This window comes from Streptomyces sp. BA2, from assembly GCF_009769735.1.
Classification (GTDB): Bacteria; Actinomycetota; Actinomycetes; order Streptomycetales; family Streptomycetaceae; genus Streptomyces.
Genome location: NZ_WSRO01000002.1, coordinates 6,854,846 through 6,875,227 on the forward strand (window position 1 = coordinate 6,854,846; position 20,382 = coordinate 6,875,227).

General features: G+C 70.4%; 17 protein-coding genes and 1 riboswitch. Of the genes, 7 read left to right on the forward strand and 10 right to left on the reverse strand.

Going from position 1 to position 20,382, the window contains the following annotated elements:
• Positions 1-15: 15 nt before the first annotated feature.
• From E5671_RS33690 to E5671_RS33705, 4 genes are read right to left on the reverse strand one after another with little or no spacing between them, the layout of a single operon-like run.
• Positions 16-696, reverse strand: coding sequence for a response regulator (locus E5671_RS33690; protein ID WP_160507633.1), 681 nt, complete (start codon positions 694-696; stop codon positions 16-18).
• Entirely contained in the window at positions 693-2,351 is a 1,659-nt protein-coding gene (locus E5671_RS47120; protein WP_160507634.1) for a sensor histidine kinase, read from the reverse strand. Before E5671_RS47120 ends, E5671_RS33690 begins: the two co-directional genes overlap by 4 nt.
• A 28-nt stretch (positions 2,352-2,379) precedes the next feature.
• Positions 2,380-3,327 (reverse strand): sucrase ferredoxin, encoded by a 948-nt coding sequence (locus tag E5671_RS33700; RefSeq protein ID WP_160507635.1) that lies wholly within the window; start codon positions 3,325-3,327, stop codon positions 2,380-2,382.
• A gap of 36 nt (positions 3,328-3,363) precedes the next feature.
• A complete protein-coding gene (locus E5671_RS33705) occupies positions 3,364-4,626 on the reverse strand; it encodes a citrate synthase family protein (protein ID WP_160507636.1) in 1,263 nt (420 codons plus the stop codon).
• 108 nt (positions 4,627-4,734) lie between these two features.
• Between E5671_RS33705 and E5671_RS33710 the strand changes: the two genes are divergently transcribed.
• Positions 4,735-5,907, forward strand: coding sequence for a citrate synthase/methylcitrate synthase (locus E5671_RS33710; RefSeq protein WP_160507637.1), 1,173 nt, complete (start codon positions 4,735-4,737; stop codon positions 5,905-5,907).
• 7 nt (positions 5,908-5,914) lie between these two features.
• On the opposite strand, the gene E5671_RS33715 is transcribed toward E5671_RS33710, so the two are convergent.
• From E5671_RS33715 to E5671_RS33725, 4 genes are all read right to left on the reverse strand, one after another.
• Entirely contained in the window at positions 5,915-6,613 is a 699-nt protein-coding gene (locus E5671_RS33715; protein ID WP_237330284.1) for a DUF6082 family protein, read from the reverse strand.
• Positions 6,614-6,719: 106 nt separating this feature from the next.
• Entirely contained in the window at positions 6,720-6,956 is a 237-nt protein-coding gene (locus tag E5671_RS46545; protein ID WP_237330818.1) for a hypothetical protein, read from the reverse strand.
• Positions 6,957-7,105: 149 nt separating this feature from the next.
• Entirely contained in the window at positions 7,106-7,342 is a 237-nt protein-coding gene (locus E5671_RS33720) for a hypothetical protein (protein ID WP_160507638.1), read from the reverse strand.
• A gap of 93 nt (positions 7,343-7,435) precedes the next feature.
• A complete protein-coding gene (locus tag E5671_RS33725; protein ID WP_443032734.1) occupies positions 7,436-7,888 on the reverse strand; it encodes a DUF6082 family protein in 453 nt (150 codons plus the stop codon).
• Positions 7,889-8,224: 336 nt separating this feature from the next.
• Between E5671_RS33725 and E5671_RS33730 the strand changes: the two genes are divergently transcribed.
• Complete coding sequence (locus E5671_RS33730) at positions 8,225-9,277, forward strand: CobW family GTP-binding protein (protein ID WP_336605914.1); 1,053 nt, start codon at positions 8,225-8,227, stop codon at positions 9,275-9,277.
• A gap of 4 nt (positions 9,278-9,281) precedes the next feature.
• Here the strand turns inward: E5671_RS33730 and E5671_RS33735 are convergent, their stop codons facing one another.
• On the reverse strand, positions 9,282-11,735 hold the full coding sequence (locus tag E5671_RS33735; RefSeq protein WP_160507641.1) for a DNA gyrase/topoisomerase IV subunit A: 2,454 nt from the start codon (positions 11,733-11,735) through the stop codon (positions 9,282-9,284).
• A gap of 242 nt (positions 11,736-11,977) precedes the next feature.
• Here E5671_RS33735 and E5671_RS33740 point away from each other — a divergent pair, with 242 nt between their 5' ends.
• From E5671_RS33740 to E5671_RS33755, 4 genes are all read left to right on the forward strand, one after another.
• A complete protein-coding gene (locus tag E5671_RS33740; protein WP_160510568.1) occupies positions 11,978-13,324 on the forward strand; it encodes a M16 family metallopeptidase in 1,347 nt (448 codons plus the stop codon).
• Complete coding sequence (locus E5671_RS33745) at positions 13,321-14,706, forward strand: insulinase family protein (protein WP_160507642.1); 1,386 nt, start codon at positions 13,321-13,323, stop codon at positions 14,704-14,706. The genes E5671_RS33740 and E5671_RS33745 overlap by 4 nt, the downstream gene beginning before the upstream one ends.
• Positions 14,707-14,926: 220 nt before the next feature.
• Positions 14,927-15,090, forward strand: a riboswitch (cyclic di-AMP (ydaO/yuaA leader).
• Positions 15,091-15,102: 12 nt separating this feature from the next.
• Positions 15,103-15,903 (forward strand): M23 family metallopeptidase, encoded by an 801-nt coding sequence (locus E5671_RS33750; protein ID WP_160507643.1) that lies wholly within the window; start codon positions 15,103-15,105, stop codon positions 15,901-15,903.
• Between the two features lie 213 nt (positions 15,904-16,116).
• A complete protein-coding gene (locus E5671_RS33755; protein WP_160507644.1) occupies positions 16,117-16,803 on the forward strand; it encodes a GntR family transcriptional regulator in 687 nt (228 codons plus the stop codon).
• 166 nt (positions 16,804-16,969) lie between these two features.
• Here E5671_RS33755 and E5671_RS33760 read toward each other — a convergent pair whose 3' ends face one another.
• A complete protein-coding gene (locus E5671_RS33760) occupies positions 16,970-17,251 on the reverse strand; it encodes an HPr family phosphocarrier protein (RefSeq protein ID WP_160507645.1) in 282 nt (93 codons plus the stop codon).
• 125 nt (positions 17,252-17,376) lie between these two features.
• On the opposite strand from E5671_RS33760, the gene E5671_RS33765 reads away from it, so the two are divergent.
• A complete protein-coding gene (locus E5671_RS33765; RefSeq protein WP_160507646.1) occupies positions 17,377-20,343 on the forward strand; it encodes a bifunctional acetate--CoA ligase family protein/GNAT family N-acetyltransferase in 2,967 nt (988 codons plus the stop codon).
• Positions 20,344-20,382 lie beyond the last annotated feature (39 nt).

Here is a 20,382-nt window from a genome sequence, read left to right on the forward strand (position 1 = left end):
GCGCGCCACGCACGGTCAGGAGACGCTGGACGCCCATTCGTAGCGGTGCTCCGGGCGGCCCGTGTCACCGTACTTGAGGCTGAGCCGGACCCGGCCCGAGCGCTCCAGGAGCTTCAGATAGCGCTGGGCCGTCTGACGGCTCAGCCGGGTGCGGTCGGCCAACTCCTGCGCGGACAGTGGCCCTTCCGCGCCCATCAAGGCCCTGCGGACCAGCTCGGCCGTGGTGGGGGAGTGCCCTTTGGGCAGCTCCGGTGCCGGTGTCGCCGAGAGCGCGCCGAAGATGCGGTCGACCTCGGCCTGTTCGGCCTCGCCCCCGCCGTCCAGCGTGCGGCGCAAGGTCGCGTACGCGTCGAGCTTCGCGCGAAGTCCCGCGTAGGAGAACGGCTTGACCAGGTACTGCAGGGCGCCGTGGCGCATCGCGGCCTGAACGGTGGCGACGTCGCGCGCGGCGGTCACCATGATCACGTCGGTCTGGTGGCCGCGCTCCCGCAGCGTACGGACCACCGCGAGACCCGTCTCGTCCGGCAGGTAGTGGTCGAGGAGCACCAGGTCGACGGGGAGCTCCTCGACGAGCCGCAGCGCCTCGGCCGCGCTGTGGGCCTTGGCGGCCACTCGGAAGCCGGGGACCTTCGCCACATAGGCGGCGTTGACGTCCGCGACCCGGACGTCGTCGTCCACGACGAGCACCTCGATCATCGTGTCTCCTCCGTGGGGGCCAGATCGGACGTGGGGGCCAGTTCCGGCTGGGCGAGGGCTTCGGGCAGGATGACGGTGAACTCGGCGCCCCCTTCGGGGGAAGCGTCGGCCCGTGCGCTGCCGCCCTGCCGCTCGGCGAGCCTGCGGACCAGGGCGAGCCCGATGCCGCGCTTGCCGTGCGCCGGAGGCTCCTTGGTGGACCAGCCCTCGGTGAAGATCGTCTCGCGTTGCTCGGGCGGTACGCCAGGCCCTGTGTCGCTCACCCGCAGGACGACGGCGCGTCCCTCGGTGCGCAGGTCGACCTCCACGCGCGCGTGGAGGGTGCCCGCCGCCGCGTCGAGCGCGTTGTCGACGAGATTGCCGACGATGGTGACCAGGCCGCCCGGGTCGATCAGGCGGTCGGGCAGCGCGGTGTCGCGCGGGACGGCGAGGACGACCCCGCGCTCCGCGGCGACCGTGGCCTTGCCCACCAGGAGCGCGGCGAGCAGCGGATCGCCGATCTTCTCCGTGATCTGCTCGGCGGTGACCCGGTGCGCGCCCGCCACCTCGCCGACGAACTCCGCCGCCTCCTCGTACATCTCAAGCTCCAGGAGGCCGAGCAGTGTGTGCATGCGGTTGGCGTGTTCGTGGTCCTGGGCGCGCAGGGCGTCGATGAGGCCGCGGGTGGAGTCCAGTTCGCGGCCCAGCTGCTCAAGTTCGGTGCGGTCGCGCAGGGTGGCGACGGCGCCTCCGTCGTCCGTGGGCATGCGGTTGGCGACCAGGACGCGCTGGCCGCGGACGGTCAGGAGGTCGGTGCCGGTGACCCGTCCGGCGAGCACGTCGGTCGTACGTCCCGGGCCGAGCGCGGTGTCGAGCGGTTGCCCGATGGCTTCCGCTCCGAGGCCGAGGAGGCGCTGGGCCTCGTCGTTGAGGAGCCGGACGCGCCCCGCGCGGTCCAGGGCCACCACGCCTTCGCGGATGCTGTGCAGCATGGCCTCGCGTTCCGCAAGGAGCGCCGAGATATCGGAGAAGGCCAGATCACGGGTCTGCCGCTGCACCCTGCGCGAGATCAGATAGGCGGCGAGGGCGCCGACGGCGAGGGCCCCGCCCGCGTAGGCGAAGAGCCCGGGGATCGCGTGGATGAGGCGGGCGCGGACGCTGTCGTACTCGATGCCTACGGAGACGGCGCCCACGATGTCCCCGTCGATGTCCCGCAGCGGTACCTTGCCGCGGGCAGAGCGGCCCAGAGTGCCGTCGTCGATTTCCATGACCTCGCCACCGGCGAGCGCGTCGCTCGGGTCGGTGGACACGACCCGGCCGATCTCGTCGCGGTCCGTGTGGGACCAGCGCACACCGTCCTTGTTCATGATCACGACGTACTCGGCGCCGCTGGCGCGCCGGATCCGTTCCGCTTCCGCCTGCACGGGCCCGTCGACGGTCGGCTTCGATGAGCTCAGGTCGTCGGCGATCTGTGGTTGGGCGGCCGTGGTCTGCGCGATGGCGAGCGCACGGCGCATCGCCTGATCGTCCAGCTGATCGCTGAGCGGCGCGAGGAAGAGCCCCGTGGCGAGCACGGCGACCCCCGCGGCGATCGCCAGCTGCATCAGCAGCACCTGCGAGAAGACGCGCCGCGGCAGGCCGAGGCGGAGTCGTCGCGCAGGGGAGGTCGGGCTCATGTGTACGAACGGTACGGCGAGCGGAGGGCTACTCCGAAGTCACTGTGGCGGGGATCTCCTGCGCGGCCCCGTACGCGATAGGCCGCACCGCCACGACATCCATGCGTGCCGGGGCCGCCAGCGCCGCGCCGCAGCTCTCCGGCCGCAGCGGCAGCGAGGCCCCCTGGACGACCGTCACGCGCCACTGCCGTCCGTCGGTGTGGGCCACCGTCACGTCCCAGCGAGGGGCCGTGCCGGCCGTGTGGACGACGCTCAGGGCACCGGCGGCGTCCTCGCCCGTCGCGGTGCGCACCGCGAGCTCGGCGGCCTGTCCGGGGCGGTCCCAGGCGGAACTGCCCCGGCAGCCTTCGGTGACGACGCGGCCCGTACGCACCCCTTCGAGGATCTCCTTGACGGCGGCCTGACCGGAGCGGCCGTACGCGTAGCCGTAGGGCAGGACCAGCAGCGTGGGGGAGAAGCGGTGACCACCCAGATGAGTGACTTCCCAGACGCCCTGTTCACCTGACGTGGCGAGCTCGGCGGCGAGCGGCCTGCCCAGGACTGCGCAGCAGCGGTCACGCTTGCCGTTCGTGCAGACCAGGGCGAGCGGGTCGCCCGTGTGCGGGGTGCCGAATCCGCCGTGGTCACCCGCGCCGAGAGCCGCGAGGTCGAGGTCGAGCAACTCCTCCGGCCTGTCCGTGACATGGCCGCGCAGCCAGGTGTTGCCGGGCGCGGTGTGGGCCACGTACACCCGTCGGCGTGCCGAGGGATGGCTGTCCGCGTGACGGCCGGGACGGCGGATGAGCGCGATGCGTACGCCGGTTCCCTCGGCGGCGGCCTCCAAGGCGCGGCCGACCTCCGGATCCAGGTGGCTCGAAGTGAGCGCTCTGGCGCCCCACGGACCCGGCTGTTCAAGCAGCAGCCAGGTCCTGGCGGTGGCCGCGGTCCCCGCGAGCGGCTCGTCCAGATCCCGCGAAGCGGTGGTGCAGGTACTCACAGAGGCGAGCCTAACCTGCGTCGGGTTCGGGGTGATTCATCCGCCGTCGGGTGCGGGCATCGGCTGGGGCGGACGCAGCCCGACGTACTGCCCGCTGGGGCGCATGCGCAGCGGGCGTTCCTCGTACTCCTCCAGGGCGTGCGCGATCCAGCCGGCCGTGCGCGCCACGGCGAAGATCGTCTCGCCCGCCTCCGCGGGCATCCCGGACGAGGCGGTCAGGACGGCGAGGGCCAGGTCGACATTGGCGTGCAGGTCCGTGTGGCGGGCCGTGGTGGCCACCACGTCGCGGGCCGCCGCCAGGGCGGGGCCGGCCTTGGGGATGACCTCCAGGAGCGCGAACAGGGCCTCCGCGCGCGGGTCGTCGCCGGGGTAGAGCCGGTGGCCGAGGCCCGGGACGCGGCGGCCCGCGCGGAGTTCGTCGGCCACTACGGGGGCCGCGCTGCCCCGGTCGAGCACATCCAGGAGCATCCGGTGCGCGAGGCCGCTCGCCGCGCCGTGCAGGGGACCCTCAAGGACGCCGAGACCGGCCGACACCGCCGCGTACGGGTGGGCGCGGGCGGAGGCGGCGACGCGGACGGCGAGCGTCGACGCGGCGAGGTCGTGGTCGACGAGCAGGGCGAGCGCGGTGTCCAGGGCGTGCAGGGAGGCGTCGTCGGGCTGCCGGCCGGTGAGCCGTGCCCAGAGCCGGCGGGCCAGGGGGCCCTCGTCCCGGTGGGCGCGGCTGACCGGGGGCAGCGCCGCGACGAGGGTGGGGATGAGGGTGCGCGCGGTGCCGATGACGGCTTCTTCGGAGAGGTCGAAGCGGAGGGGGTCGGCTGCCGCGGCCGAGATGGCGGCCACCCGCAGGCGGTCGGCGGGGCCGCTGTGCTCGGGCAGGGCGTCGACGGCGCGGCGTGCGGCGCCCGCGGTCTCCTCGGGGGCGGTGAAGCGGATTCCGGGGCGCATGACGCCGGTCCACAGCCACTCGGCGACCTCTTCGTAGGAGTGCGCCAGGGACAGTTCCATCGCGTCGACGCCGCGGTAGTAGTAGCGGTCCTTGTCGATGAGCGTGATGCGGGTGCGGACGGAGAGTTCGCTGCTCGCGGAGGTGGCGGCGGGTTCGCGGCGGTTCTTGCGGGCGAGCGACCCGACCTCCTTGGCGTCGAAGGTGCTGCCCCGGGAGCCGGGACCGCGGCGGCTGGAGAGCTGCCCGCGGCTCACGTACGCGTACACGGTCTCCGGCTTCACGCCGAGCAGTTCCGCGGCTTCCCGGGTGCTCAGGCGTCGGCCTTCTCCCGGGGTGGCCTCTTGATCCGTCATGGGCAACACCGTATCCATTCGGCCGTGCATTGATTCAATCAATATTGACAGAGATTGAGTCAAGCATGGACAGTCGAATCAAGTCCAGGGAGGAAGTCGAGGAAGAACATGTCGATCAATGGCTCCACCACCACCCCCACCGCTCCCGTAGAGGTACCTCGCGGGCTCGCGGGCGTCGTCGTGACCGAGACCCGGCTCGGAGACGTCAGGGGATACGAGGGCTTCTACCACTACCGCCAGTACTCGGCCGTCGAACTCGCGCAGACCCGCGGCTTCGAGGACGTCTGGCACCTGATGTTCCACGGCACACTGCCGGATGCCGGGCAGCGAGAAGCCTTCGCCGCGCAGACTGCGGCCCTGCGCCGGCTGCCCGACGAGGTGCGTGCCGCGCTGCCCGCCATAGCCCGCGCCAGCGCCCTTTCGGGGCCGCTCTCCGGACTGCGTACGGCGCTTTCGCTCTTCGGCGCGGCAAAGGGCTTCCGCCCCGTGTACGACATCGACGTCGACCGGCGCCGTGCCGATGCCCTCGCGGCGTCCGCTGTCGTACCGACCCTGCTCACGGCGCTGTACCGGCTCGGTCAGGGACTCGACCCCGTGGAGCCGCGCGACGACCTGTCGTACGCGGCCAACTACCTCTACATGCTGACGGGTTCGGAGCCGGACGCCGATCGCGCGCGGGCGATCGAGCAGTACTTGATCTCAACCATTGATCACGGATTCAACGCGTCAACGTTCACGGCCAGGGTGATCACCTCGACGGGCGCGGATGTCGCAGCCTGTCTCGTGGGTGCGGTGGGAGCCCTCTCAGGTCCGCTGCACGGTGGGGCGCCGAGCCGCGCGCTCGACACGCTCGACGCCATCGGCACGCCCGACCGCATCGACGGCTGGATCCGCGAGCGGGTGCTCGCGGGGGACCGGATCATGGGCTTCGGCCACCCCGTCTACCGCACGGAGGACCCGCGCTCGCGCATGCTGCGGGGCATCGCGCAGCAATTCGGCGGGCAGATGGTGGAGTTCGCGGTCGAGGTCGAGCGCCAGGTCGAAGCGATCCTCGCCGAGCTGAAGCCGGGACGTGAGCTGCACACCAACGTCGAGTTCTATGCGGGCGTCGTCATGGAACTGTGCGGCCTGCCTCGCGAGATGTTCACGCCTACGTTCGCGGCGGCGAGGGTGGTGGGCTGGGCAGCCAACATCCTGGAGCAGGCGGAGGACTCGAAGATCATCCGGCCGGCGGCGCGCTATGTGGGGCCTGTTCCGCCGGTTCCCGTGCCCTCGGTCTGATCCCAGCTCACGTCGGCGACGGGGGCGTAGGTCTTTGCCGATCGGCGAAGGCCTGCTCGAAGACATGAAACACACGCCCCTCGGCGCTCTCCGGAGGCAGCTCGCCTTTGTGCGCCCGGGTGGCGTTCCAGTAGTGACGGAACGCGGGGCTGGCGAGCATGTTCCTGGCGTGGACGATGAGGTCGCTCTCGGAGTAACTGCCCCAACTGTGCGCCAGCACGAAGTGGTTGAAGAGGAGGTTGGCGAAGAGGTTCTGACGGAGCGTGGTGTCGGACTCTCCCTGGAAGTCGTTCCAGACCTCGGCGAGAGACGGGTCGTCCATGGCCATCTGGGTCAGCTGCACATGGAGAGACCGCATGTCTGCTTCCGCGTTCCGGTGCAGCTCGTCCCGTGACGCGGCCAGTTCCTCGCGTTGAAGGGTGAGCTCTCGACGCTGCAACTGCAGTTCGCGCTGCTGGAACAACAGCGTGATCACGAGCAGAAGCAGGGCCAGCCCCGAGAAGACGGCACTCACGCCACCGAAGTAGTTTCCGAGGGCGCTGCGTTCCTCCGCGGTCTGCCTGCTGCTGTTGGTCGCCTCGACGCCTCGTATGAGCCACCCGCTGACGGCGATGGACGCGGCGCCCACCAGAGCGATGCCCGCTGTCCCGGCCGCCGCCCATCCGGTGATCGAGAGCGCTGATCGCCATACGTGCTGACGCGCCATCAGTCCCTCCCCAGGGTCCGCGGAATTCTTCCCCGGGCCGCACTTGGGAAACGGGCTCGACCCCTGGCGGGGGTCGAGCCCGCTACGCGGTTGCCGCTGCCGGACGCTACTGGTTGGGAATGTCGCGCTTGGCGCGGATGAGCGTCAGGCGGGTGATGATCACGATGCACCGATGCCGCGTACACCTGCAGTCAGGAAGCAGCTGCTGCCTGACTGCCTCGGCCATTTCGGTCCCGATCACGGCGAAGTTGCCGTCGCTGAGCTCAAAGATGTCGGGACACGTGGCGCCCGTAAGGCTTCCCCGCTGGTGCGGAGGGTCACCTATGCGGCGTGTTATCGACAGTGTGCGTCCGAGATGAACAGCCATTCGGAAGCTCCTTGGGGGAGGGGAATGACAAACGGATGTGACCTAAAGCCAGTGATCGCTCACGGCCTGTGACGATGGCTCGGTGTGGAATGCCCGGTTGGGCATGACAGCGAGTTTCGGGCGACTCAGGTCTCGGGGATGTCGACCTTGGCCCGGATGAGGGTGTCCCGACTGATAACGACAATGCGCTCATAGTCGGCACGTGCAGCATCGGTCGGCAGTTCGCCGTCGAGCGCATCGGTCCTGTCCGTCCCGATGACGGCGAAGTTGCCGTCGCTGAGTTCAAAGATGTCGGGGCACGTCTGGCCGGTTGCGCTGTCCCGCTCGCGGGGAGGCGCGCCGATGCGGCGCACGATCTTCAAGAGGATCCCGGTCCTTGGGCGATGGAGGATTAAGGGCGAGGACAGGTTAGCCCCTTGATGCTGCCTGAGCGGGTGCGTGTCATCCAACTGGACCTATTGGGTGGGCGGTTCGCCCACCACCCACCATTCGTCCGTGCCTGCTTCCCGCAATTCGCGGGCCAGGTGGTCCATCATCCGGCCCAGTTCCGCCTCCTCCGATGAGGCGGGCAGGCTGGCGCGATGGTGGCGGGTCGCTTCCCAGTACTCGCAGAAGATCGGGTTCTGGCACATCACCCGAAGGTGTCCACGCAGTTCTTTGCGGCTCATGGCGCCGATGCGATGGGCGTGCAGCGCATTGATGTAGAGCGCGTTGGCGAACAGATACTGGCGCTGCCGCTCTGGAGGTACGTCCTCCGCGTACGTATCCAGGACAGCGGACAGGGTGGAATCACCCATGGCCTTGCACAGGAGGTCGAAGTGGAGTCGGTGGTGCTCCGTGAGCGCCGCGTGCTTGCGTTCCCTGGCGCTGAATGCAAATGTCCCCGTCGCGAAGGCGAGCCCAGCCACTGCGGCCGAGCTCAGCCTTCGTATCCAACAGTTCTGTGTGGCCATGTCAACCCCCGAATCAGGCGACCGTCCGCCGGTCGTCGTGTGCGGGTCGACAGGGAGCGGACCGGCGAGCGATGGGCGGTGCGCTTGCCGTCTCCCAGGGTGCCGAGCGGCTCTGATCGGCGGGGAGGCGGAGAGGAGGCGCACGGAAGGCATCTGTGGTCGCATGTCCCGGCGCCGTGCCCAATGTGTGCCCCGCCTGCGCCGCTAACAATCGTTCACTTCGCGGGCCTTCTACGCGCACATATCCTGGGGCGGTCTTCATTCGTCGTAAGGGATCCGGAGGGGTCGCACGTGAGCAAGCCGCAGATCCCGGTCGTCGTCCTCGCCGGGTTTCTGGGATCAGGCAAGACGACCCTGCTCAATCATCTGTTGCACCGCAGCGGCGGCAGCCGGATCGGGGCGATCGTCAATGACTTCGGATCCATCGAGATCGATGCCATGGCCGTTGCCGGGCAGCTCGGTGACTCCACCGTCTCGCTCGGCAACGGGTGCCTTTGCTGCGCCGTGGACGCCAGCGAACTCGACGAGTATCTGGAGCGGCTTGCCCGGCCGTCCGCCCGGATCGACGTCATCGTCGTCGAGGCCAGCGGGCTCGCCGAGCCCCAGGAGCTCGTGAAGATGGTGCTCGCCAGCGAGAATCCGCACATCGTGTACGGGGGGCTCGTCGAGGTCGTCGACGCCGCCGAGTTCGACGCCACGCGCGAGCGGCACCCCGAAGTCGACCGGCATCTGGGAATCGCCGATCTTGTCGTCGTCAACAAGGTCGACCGCGTCCCTGAGGACGAGCGGGAGCGGATCCTCGACGTGGTTCGGAGGTTCACCGATCGCGCGGCTGTCGTTCCCGCCTCCTACGGGCGCGTCGACGTCGAGCTGCTCCTCGACCGGAAGCCCGCGGGGGAGCGGGTCGGGCAGCTGTCCTTCGACGACCTGCACCAGCACGAGCACGAGGGACACGACGAGCACGACGGCCATCTGCACTGCGCCTACGAAAGCCTCTCCTTCTCCTCCGAAGTGCCCATGAGCCCCCGCCCGTTCATGGCCCTCCTCGACAGTCGGCCCGAAGGGCTCTACCGCATCAAGGGGTACGTCGATTTCGGCGCCGCCGACCCGCGCAACAAGTACGCCGTGCACGCCGTAGGGCGGTTCCTGCGCTTCTACCCCGAGGCGTGGGCCCCGGGCGAGCCCCGGCTCACCCAGCTCGTCCTCATCGGCTCCGGCATCGACGTACCGGCTCTGGAGAAGGAGCTTGAGGCGTCTCGTGAGTACGCCCCACAGGGCAGTGCCGATGAGCACAGCATGTGGGGCGTACTTCGGTACGTACAGGAACCCGGGCCGGTGGAGTAGCCGACTACGCCGGGCCCGCCACCGCGGCCACCGGCTTCGCCAGCGAGACGCCCGAGCCGTCGCGGCGCGGGTCGATCTCCGGCAGCTCCGCGGGCAGACCACTGCGCTGGGCCGCGAGCGGCGGCGTCGGGCCCGCCCACGCGAAGCTCAGGCAGTCCTCGCCCTTCAGGAAGCGCTGGACCCGGACGCCACCCGTGGCCCGGCCCTTGCGGGGGTACTGGTCGAACGGCGTCACCTTGGCCGTCGTCTGCACCGAGTCGTCGAGCGTGCCGCGCGAGCCCGCCACCGTGAAGACCACGGCGTCCACGGCCGGGTCCACCGCCACGAAGGAGATGACCTTGACGCCGTCCGCGAGCTTGATGCCCGTCATGCCGCCCGCGGGACGGCCCTGCGGGCGCACCTGCGAGGCCTGATACCGGAGCAGCTGGGCGTCGTCCGTGATGAAGACCAGGTCCTCCTCGCCCGTGCGCAGCTCGGCCGCGCCGACGATCCGGTCACCGTCCTTGAGGGTGACGACCTCAAGCTCTTCCTTGTTGGACGGATAGTCCGGCACCACTCGCTTGACCACGCCCTGTTCGGTGCCGAGGGCGAGGCCCGGAGAGGACTCGTCCAGGGTCATCAGGCAGATCAGCTTCTCGTCCGCCTCCAGGGAGAGCAGTTCCGAAATCGGTGCTCCTCCGGAGAGGTTGGGAGCCGCGTGCGTCTCCGGGAGCTGCGGGAGATCCACCACGGAGAGGCGCAGAAGGCGGCCTTCGGACGTCACCGCGCCCACCTCGCCCCGCGCGGTCGCGGGGACGGCGGAGACGATCACGTCGTGCTTGACGCGCTTGGTGTCGCTCTCGGCGAACGGCTCGCCATTGGCCGTACGGGCGAGGAGGCCCGTCGAGGAGAGGAGCACGCGGCACGGGTCGTCCGCCACCTGGAGCGACACCGTGGGTGCCGGGGTGCTCGCCGACTCCAGGAGGACCGTGCGCCGGTCGGTGCCGAACTTCTTGGCCACGGCGGCCAGTTCGGCGGAGACCAGCTTGCGCAGCTCCGCGTCGGACTCCAGGATCCGGGTCAGCTCCTCGATCTCGGCGTTGAGCTTGTCGCGCTCGGACTCCAGCTCGATGCGGTCGAACTTGGTGAGACGGCGCAGTGGCGTGTCGAGGATGTACTGCGTCTGGATCTCGCTCAGCGAGAAGCGCTCCATCAGGCGCTCCTTGGCCTGCGCGGAGTTGTCGCTGGAGCGGATGAGGCGGATGACCTCGTCGATGTCCAGGAGGGCGACAAGGAGACCCTCGACCAGGTGCAGCCTCGCCTGCTTCTTGGCGCGGCGGAACTCGCTGCGGCGGCGCACGACATTGAAGCGGTGGTCGAGATAGACCTCGAGAAGCTCCTTGAGGCCGAGCGTGAGGGGCTGGCCGTCCACCAGGGCCACGTTGTTGATGCCGAAGGACTCCTCCATCGGCGTCAGTTTGTACAGCTGCTCCAGGACGGCCTCCGGGACGAAGCCGTTCTTGATCTCGATGACGAGGCGCAGGCCGTGCGAGCGGTCCGTGAGGTCCTTGACGTCGGCGATACCCTGCAGCTTCTTCGAGCCGACCAGGTCCTTGATCTTCGAGATGACCTTCTCGGGGCCTACGGAGAAGGGCAGTTCGGTCACGACCAGGCCCTTGCGGCGTGCGGTCACGTTCTCCACGGCCACCGTCGCGCGGATCTTGAAGCTGCCGCGTCCTGATTCGTACGCGTCCTTGACCCCGGACAGGCCGACGATGCGGCCACCCGTGGGCAGGTCGGGGCCCGGCACGAAACGCATCAGCGTCTCCAGGTCGGCCCCGGGGTGCTTGATCAGGTGGCGGGCGGCGGCGATGACCTCGCCGAGGTTGTGCGGCGGCATGTTCGTCGCCATGCCTACGGCGATGCCCGACGCGCCGTTGACCAGGAGGTTCGGATAGGCCGCCGGCAGGGTGACCGGCTCCTGCTCCTGACCGTCGTAGTTCGACTCGAAGTCGACCGTGTTCTCTTCGATCGACTCCGTCATCAGGGACGTCGCGTCGGCCATCTTGCACTCGGTGTACCGCATGGCGGCCGGCGGGTCGTCGTTGCCGAGCGATCCGAAGTTGCCGTGGCCGTCCACCAGGGGCAGACGCATGGAGAAGGGCTGCGCCATGCGCACCAGGGCGTCGTAGATCGACGCGTCGCCGTGCGGGTGCAACTTACCCATGACCTCGCCGACGACGCGGGCGCACTTCACATAGCCGCGGTCGGGGCGCAGGCCCATCTCGTTCATCTGATACACGATGCGGCGGTGCACCGGCTTCATGCCGTCGCGGGCGTCCGGCAGGGCGCGCGAGTAGATGACCGAATACGCGTACTCGAGGAAGGAGCCCTGCATCTCGTCGACGACGTCGATGTCGAGGATCTTCTCCTCGAACGACTCGTCGGGCTGCGGGGTCTTCGTGCTGCGGCGGGCCATCGCTGCTGCGGCTCCTTCACGGTGTCTGCCAGGGCATCAACAAGATCTGACGCCGACCATCAACGGGATCTGACGCCGACCATTGTGGACTGTCCCACTGACAACGCCGACCACGACCCGGACTTCGGGGCCGACTACGCCGAGCGCGGAGCGGGAACTTCACAGGTTGTCGGCACGCTTGCATACAGTGGCAGGACTGGCAGAATTTCCAGCTTTTCGCGATCGAAGGGACGTACATGCCCATGGGTCACACGGCCACAGCCGAGGCCGGCTCCGGCGGCCTGACAGCGACCGAGCACCGGCTGGCCAACGGCCTGCGCGTGGTGCTTTCCGAGGACCACCTGACCCCGGTCGCCGCGGTCTGCCTCTGGTACGACGTCGGCTCGCGCCACGAGGTCAAGGGGCGTACGGGCCTCGCGCACCTCTTCGAGCACCTCATGTTCCAGGGCTCGAAGCAGGTGCAGGGCAACGGCCACTTCGAGCTGGTGCAGGGCGCCGGCGGTTCGCTCAACGGCACCACGAGCTTCGAGCGGACCAACTACTTCGAGACCATGCCCACACACCAGCTCGAGCTGGCCCTGTGGCTGGAAGCCGACCGCATGGGCTCGCTGCTCTCCGCGCTCGACGAAGAATCCATGGAGAACCAGCGGGACGTCGTCAAGAACGAGCGCCGCCAGCGCTACGACAACGTTCCGTACGGCACGGCCTTCGAGAAGCTGACCGCCCTCTCGTACCCCGAGGGCCACCCCTACCACCACACCCCGATCGGCTCCATGGCCGACCTGGACGCGGCGACGCTGGAGGACGCGCGGCACTTCTTCCGTACGTACTACGCGCCCAACAACGCCGTCCTGTCGGTCGTCGGCGACATCGACCCGGAGCAGACCCTCGCCTGGGTCGAGAAGTACTTCGGGTCGATCCCCTCGCACAACGGCAAGCAGCCGCCGCGCGACGGCTCGCTGCCCGACACCATCGGCAAGGAGCTGCGCGAGGTCGTCGAGGAAGAGGTCCCGGCCCGCGCCCTGATGGCCGCCTACCGCCTCCCGGAGGACGGCACGCGCGCGTGCGACGCGGCCGACCTGGCGCTCACGGTCCTCGGCAGCGGCGAGTCGTCCCGGCTCTACAACCGCCTCGTGCGCCGCGACCGCACCGCCGTGGCGGCCGGATTCGGCCTGCTGCGGCTCGCCGGAGCCCCCTCGCTCGGCTGGCTCGACGTGAAGACGTCCGGTGACGTCGAGGTCCCCGTCATCGAGGCCGCCGTCGACGAGGAGCTCGCCCGCTTCGCGGAAGAGGGCCCCACCGAGGAGGAGATGGAGCGCGCCCAGGCACAGCTGGAGCGCGAGTGGCTCGACCGGCTCTCCACGGTGGCGGGCCGCGCGGACGAACTGTGCCGGTACGCCGTCCTGTTCGGTGACCCGCAGCTCGCCCTCACCGCCGTCGGGCGCGTCCTGGACGTCACCGCGGAAGAGGTCAAGGCGGCCGCTGCGGCCCGCCTGCGCCCCGACAACCGCGCGGTGCTCGTGTACGAGCCCATCGCCCCTGAGGCCGCCGAAGCCACCGACGAGGACGAAGAGGAGGCCGCGAAGTGACCGAGGCCGCAACGATGCAGTTCCACCCGCAGCCCCAGGCGGGCACCGCACGGCCGTGGGCCTTCCCCGCGCCCGAGCGCGCCACTCTGGACAACGGCCTCACCGTGCTGCGCTGCCACCGCCCCGGCCAGCAGGTCGTCGCCGTCGAGGTCCACCTGGAGGCGCCGCTGGACGCCGAACCCGAGGGCCTGGACGGCGTCGCCACGATCATGGCGCGGGCCTTCAACGAAGGCACCGACAAGCATTCCGCCGAGGACTTCGCCGCCGAACTCGACCGCTGCGGCGCCACCATGGACGCGCACGCCGACCACCCCGGCGTCCGCGTCTCCCTCGAAGTCCCGGTCTCCCGCCTCCCGAAGGCGCTCGGCCTGCTCTCCGACGCCCTGCGCGCCCCCGCCTTCGCGGACAGCGAGATCGAACGCCTCGTACGCAACCGCCTGGACGAGATCCCGCACGAGGCCGCGAACCCGGCACGCCGCGCCGCCAAGGAGCTCTCCCGGCAGCTCTTCCCGGCGACCTCACGCATGTCGCGCCCCCGCCAGGGCACCGAGGAGACGGTCACGGCCATCGACTCGGCAGCGGTGCGCACCTTCTACGAGAAGCACGTGCGTCCCGCCACGGCGACCGCGGTCGTCGTGGGCGACCTGACCGGCATCGACCTGGACGTCGTCCTCGCCGACACCATCGGCGCCTGGACGGGCGGCACCGCCGAGCCGCGTCCGGTGCCCCCGGTGACGGCGGACGACACAGGCCGTGTCGTCATCGTGGACCGCCCTGGCGCCGTCCAGACGCAGTTGCTCATCGGCCGCGTGGGACCGGACCGGCACGACCGCGTCTGGCCCGCGCAGGTGCTCGGCACGTACTGCCTGGGCGGCACCCTCACCTCACGCCTGGACCGCGTCCTGCGCGAGGAGAAGGGATACACCTACGGCGTACGGGCGTTCGCCCAGGTCCTGCGGTCCGCTCCGGACGGCAGCGGCGCCGCGATGCTCGCCATCAGCGGCTCCGTGGACACCGAGTCCACGGGTCTGGCCCTCGACGACCTGTGGAAGGTCCTGCGCACCCTCGCGGCCGACGGCCTGACGGACGCCGAACGCGACGTGGCTGTCCAGAACCTGGTGGGTGTGGCCCCGCTCAAGTACGAGATGGCGGCGTCCGTCGCGGCCACTCTCGCCGACCAGGTCGAGCAGCACCTACCGGACGACTTCCAGGCCCAGCTGTACCGCCAGTTGGCCGCCACCGGCACCGTGGAGGCCACAGCCGCCGTGGTGAGCGCCTTCCCCGGGGACCGTCTCGTGACGGTGCTCGTCGGTGACGCCGCGCAGATCGAGGAGCCCGTCAGGGCGCTCGGCATCGGTGAAGTGAGTGTGGTCACGGGGTGAGCGCGGGGTGACTGCGGGCTGAGGGGCAGTCAGGACATATCGGGACCCCAGTGGCGAGAAAACGCCACTGGGGCCCTCATATGTCCGAATTGGTATGGAGGTTACGTGTCTGACCTGTGGCGTGCGCTACAAAAGCTCTGATCCGTTTGTCGTTTGAAAGACGCCCCGCTTAGCGTCTGGTCCGGCTGTTCGTCATGCAGTACGCCGCACCCGCGGCACCGGACAGTCATCGCCGAGTCCCCGTACGGCGCGAGCCAGGGGAGCCGGGGACCCACATGTCCCCTTGGGGTGAATCGGGAACCTCGCCGTGAGGTGAGGGACCCGTAGGAGACCTTCCTGCTCCGAACCCGTCAGCTAACCCGGTAGGCGAGAAGGAAGGAAAGGATCAGCCGCTTCATGGCGTTCACCCGTGCCACCGGGAAGCACCGTCGCCCGAGCCGCCTCACGCGTACGACCGCGAACGTGGCGGGCGTCGCCGCCCTCACCACCACTGGTGTCATCGGAGGCCTGGCCGCTCCGGCGCTCGCCGCCGACGACGCGGCTCTTGAGCACACCGGCCTCACCCAGGCCATCTCCGTGGGCGACTCGCTCGCCCAGAGCATCGACGCGCAGGCCGCTGCCCAGCAGCAGGCCGCCGACGACGCCGCAGCCGCCAAGAAGGCCGAAGAGGCCGCCAAGAAGAAGGCCGCAGAGGCGAAGCGCAAGGCCGAGGCCGAGGCGAAGGCCAAGGCCAAGAAGGAGCGCGAGGCCAAGGAGCGTGCCGCTCGCGAGGCCGAGCGCAAGCGCCTCAACAGCTACGTATCGCCGATCACCGGCTCGTCCATCTCCACGGGCTACCAGACCGGCGGCGCCATGTGGTCCTCCGGCAGCCACACCGGCGTCGACTTCCACGCCGCGTCCGGCACCTCGGTCCACGCGGTCGGCTCCGGCACCGTCGTCGAGGCCGGCTGGGGCGGCGCCTACGGCAACAACGTGGTCATCAAGATGAACGACGGCACGTACACCCAGTACGGCCACATGTCGTCCCTCGGTGTCACGGTCGGCCAGGCGGTCACCCCGGGCCAGCAGATAGGCCTCTCCGGCTCCACCGGCAACTCCAGCGGCCCGCACCTCCACTTCGAGGCCCGCACCGGCGCGGACTACGGCACGGACATCGACCCGGTCGCCTACCTCCGCTCGCACGGCGTCAACGTCTGATCCACGCCGATCCAGGCGGTCGCGCGAAGCGCACCTGATTCAACGAAAGCCCCGGCTCGTCGAGAGCCGGGGCTTTCGCCGTTCTCGTATCTCCTTTGGCCAAAAGTATCCCTGGATTTCGGCCGACCGTCGGAAATTCAGCCGTTCTGCAATAGAGTCGCTGAACAGGCGTCGATCGACCGCGTTTCGCGGGGATTAAGGCGGAGGTCAGGCATGCGCATTCCCGCGCACTCGGTATGCACGGCCATCCGGGACGACATCGTCTCCGGTGTCTACGAACGGGGTGGCCGGCTCACCGAGGAACTACTGGCGCGCCGCTATGGGGTCTCCCGCGTCCCCGTGCGCGAGGCCCTGCGCACCCTGGAGGCCGAGGGGTTCGTCGTCACGCGCAGGCACGCGGGCGCGTGCGTCGCGGAGCCCACCGAGCAGGAGGCGGCCGACCTCCTGGAGATACGCGCGCTCCTGGAGCCGCTGGGCGCGGCCCGCGCCGCACAGCGTCGCACGGAGGCGCACCTGAAGGTCCTGCGCGGCCTCGTCAGGCTCGGCCAGGAGCGGTCGAGGCGCGGTCGGAGTGAGGATCTGCGCTCCCTGGGCGGCTGGTTCCACGAGACGCTCGCCCAGGCATCCGGCAGCCAGGGCCTCACGGCACTGCTCACCCAGCTCCGGCACAAGATCGCCTGGATGTACGTGGTCGAGACGTCGGCCGCCCCCGCCGAGGCCTGGGCCGAGCACGCCGCGATCGTCGACGCGGTCGCCCGCGGGGACGCGGAGCGGGCCAGGTCGCTCACCGCCGCGCACACGGAGCGGACGACGGCCGCGCACCGGCTGCGCCTCGGGCGCAATCTCCCGGGTGTGAGGGGTTCGCAACATTCCGTAAACACTGCGGGTCTGCGCCTTTAACAGAGGCGCCGTATACAAAGAAGTGCTATTCGGCGGGGCATTATTTCTGCTGCCCGAATTCAATGCGGGATGCTCGGTAAACGGGGCGGCGGCAGAAGCAGTAAAAACGCTGAAGGGCCCGCCCCTATTTCGGGCGGGCCCTTCAGCGTATGAGTACCAGTCTTTACTAGACGGTCTCGGGGAGTTCCTCGAGGCCGTCCGCGACCAGCTTCGCCAGACGGTCGAGAGCGGCGTCCGCGCCCTCGGCGTCGGAGGCGAGGGTGATCTCCTCGCCGCCCTGCGCGCCCAGACCGAGCACCGCGAGCATGGAGGCGGCGTTCACGGGGTTGCCGTCAGCCTTGGCGATCGTCACGGGGACGCCCGCGGCGGTGGCCGCGCGGACGAAGATGGAGGCGGGTCGGGCGTGAAGGCCCTCGGCCCAGCCGACGTTGACGCGGCGCTCAGCCATGTGTTGCTGCCCTTCCAGGTGTCTCACACTTGTCTAGACCAGTGTCTCATGCCGTCACGGGTGCTCTGCCGACGACTCCTAGCGTGCCCCGGCCAAGGCGCCCCCGCGACCCGTACCCTGGGCCCATGCAGACCCCGTCGGACCGGCACGCATACCCCTCCCACTGGGAAGCCGATGTCGTCCTGCGTGACGGAGGCACCGCCCGGATCAGGCCGATCACGGCCGAGGACGCGGAGCGCCTGGTCAGCTTCTACGAACAGGTCTCCGACGAGTCGAAGTACTACCGCTTCTTCGCGCCCTACCCCCGCCTGTCCGCCAAGGACGTGCACCGCTTCACGCACCACGACCAGGTGGACCGGGTGGGTCTCGCGGCCACCGTGGGCGGCGAGTTCATCGCCACCGTGCGCTTCGACCGCATCGACGAGCGCGGCATGTCCGCCAGCGCGCCCGCCGACGAGGCCGAGGTCGCCTTCCTCGTGCAGGACGCCCACCAGGGCAGGGGTGTCGCCTCCACGCTCCTCGAACACATCGCCGCCGTCGCCAGGGAGCGCGGCATCCGCCGCTTCGCCGCCGAGGTGCTGCCCGCCAACACCAAGATGATCAAGGTCTTCACGGACGCGGGCTACCAGCAGAAGCGCAGCTTCGAGGACGGCGTCGTACGTCTCGAATTCGATCTGGAGCCGACGGACCGCTCCCTTGCCGTGCAGCGCGCCCGTGAGCAGCGGGCCGAGGCGCGGTCGGTGCAGCGGCTGCTCACGCCGAAGTCGGTCGCCGTGATCGGCGTCGGGCGCACGCCGGGCGGCGTGGGGCGCAGCGTGCTCCGCAACCTGCGCGAGGCGGGCTTCACGGGGCGGCTGTACGCGGTGAACAGCGCCTTCGACTTCGAGGAGGGGGAGGAGGCCGAGGTCGACGGTGTGCCCGCGTACCGCTCCGTGCGGGACATCGACGAGACCGTCGAGCTCGCCGTCGTCACCGTGCCCGCCGAGCGGGTGCCGCAGGCCGTCGCCGAGTGCGGTGAGCGCGGGGTGCTCGGGCTCGTCGTGATCTCCGCCGGGTACGCGGAGAGCGGTCCCGAAGGGCGGGAGAGGCAGCGCGAACTGGTGCGCCAGGCGCGGTCGTACGGCACGCGCATCCTCGGCCCGAACGCCTTCGGCGTCATCAACACGTCGCCCGAGGTGCGGCTCAACGCGTCGCTCGCCCCGCATCCTCCCGAGCGCGGCAGGATCGGCCTCTTCACCCAGTCCGGTGCGATCGGCATCGCGCTCCTTTCCGGTCTGCACCGGCGTGGTGCGGGCCTCTCGACCTTCGTGAGCGCGGGCAACCGCGCGGATGTGTCCGGCAACGACGTCCTCCAGTACTGGTACGAGGACCCGGACACCGACGTCGCCCTGATGTACCTCGAATCCATCGGCAACCCGCGCAAGTTCACCCGGCTCGCCCGGCGCGCGGCGACGGCGAAGCCGCTGGTCGTGGTGCAGGGGGCGCGGCACAGCGGGATCGCGCCCACGGGGCACGCGGTGCAGGCCACGCGGCTTCCGCATGCCACGGTGTCGGCGCTGCTGCGCCAGGCGGGGGTCATCCGGGTCGACACCGTCACGGAGATGGTGGACGCGGGGCTGCTGCTCGCGGGGCAGCCGTTGCCGGCGGGGCCGCGGGTGGCCATTCTCGGCAACTCCGAGTCGCTCGGGCTTCTCACGTACGACGCGTGCGTCGCCGATGGGCTTCGGCCGATGCCGCCGGTGGATCTGACCACCGGGGCCACCCCGGACGACTTCCGGGTCGCGCTCGCCGATGCGTTGTCGGACGACGCCTGCGATGCCGTGATCGTCACCGCGATCCCCTGGGTGGGGGAGGACGGGGCCACGGGGTCTCCTGAGGGTGAGGAGCTGGCCACTGCGTTGCGGGCTGCGGCTGCCGGGTGCCCCGCGAAGCCGGTGGCTGTGGTGCACGTGGAACTCGGCGGGCTCGCCGAAGCGTTGGCTGCCGCGACGCGCACTCGCCCTGACGCTGCTGTAACTGTGCCCGGCGGTGAGGGCTGTGCCCACCCTTCCCCAAGCTCTCAACTCCGTTCGAGCAGGGGAGACCCCAATCGCCCTGCGGGACGCCTGCCCACAGCGGCGGCGGCCACGGAGGGTGGGCCCGCAGCGGGGGCGCCCGCGGCGGCGGCAGCAACGACGGCAGGGACCGCGGAGCCCCAAGGCCGCCCCAGCCCGGCGCAGCCGCACCGTATCCCCGCCTACCCCGCCGCCGAGCGCGCCGTCCGGGCCCTCGCCGAAGCCGTGAAGTACGCGCAATGGCGGCGTGAGGCCAAGGAACCCGGCAAGGTCCACGAGTACGAGGACATCGACGAGAGCGGTGCCGCCCGGCGGATCGACGAGCTGCTCGCCGCGCAGGACGACCCCCGCGGCGCCACGCTCGCCCAGGACGACGCCCGCGAGCTGCTCGGGCGGTACGGCATCGACGTACGGGACGCCCTGCCCGCGCCCGACCCGGACGTGGCCGTGGCGGCAGCCCGCGCGCTCGGCTACCCCGTGGCCCTCAAGACCACGGCCCCGCACCTGCGCCACCGTGCCGACCTGGGCGGCGTGCGGCTCGACCTGGCGGACGAGGAACAACTGCGCCGCGCCTACGCCGAATTGACCGACGCCTTCGGCAAGCCTGCCGAGCTGCGGCCCGTCGTGCAGGCGATGGCGCCCCGCGGCGTCGACACCGTCGTCCGCGCGGTCATCGACCCGGCGGCCGGAGCGGTGCTCTCGTTCGGGCTCGCCGGCGCCGCGTCCGAGCTGCTCGGCGACACCGGGCACCGGCTCATCCCGGTGACCGAGCGTGACGCGGGTTCCCTGGTCAGGTCCATCCGGACCGCCCCGCTCCTCTTCGGCTGGCGCGGCTCGGCGCCGGTCGACACCCCGGCCCTGGAGGAGCTGCTCCAGCGGGTCTCGCGCCTCGTGGACGATCACCCCGAGGTGGTCGCCGTGTCCCTGGAGCCCGTGGTCGTCGCCCAGCGGGGCCTCTCCGTGCTCGGCGCCTCCGTGCGGCTCGCGCCCCCGCCCGTCCGCAACGACCTCGGTCCGCGCGCCCTGCCCGGGTACTGAGGCGGCCAGTGGGGCACCGTGCGCCCTCCGCCGGGTCGT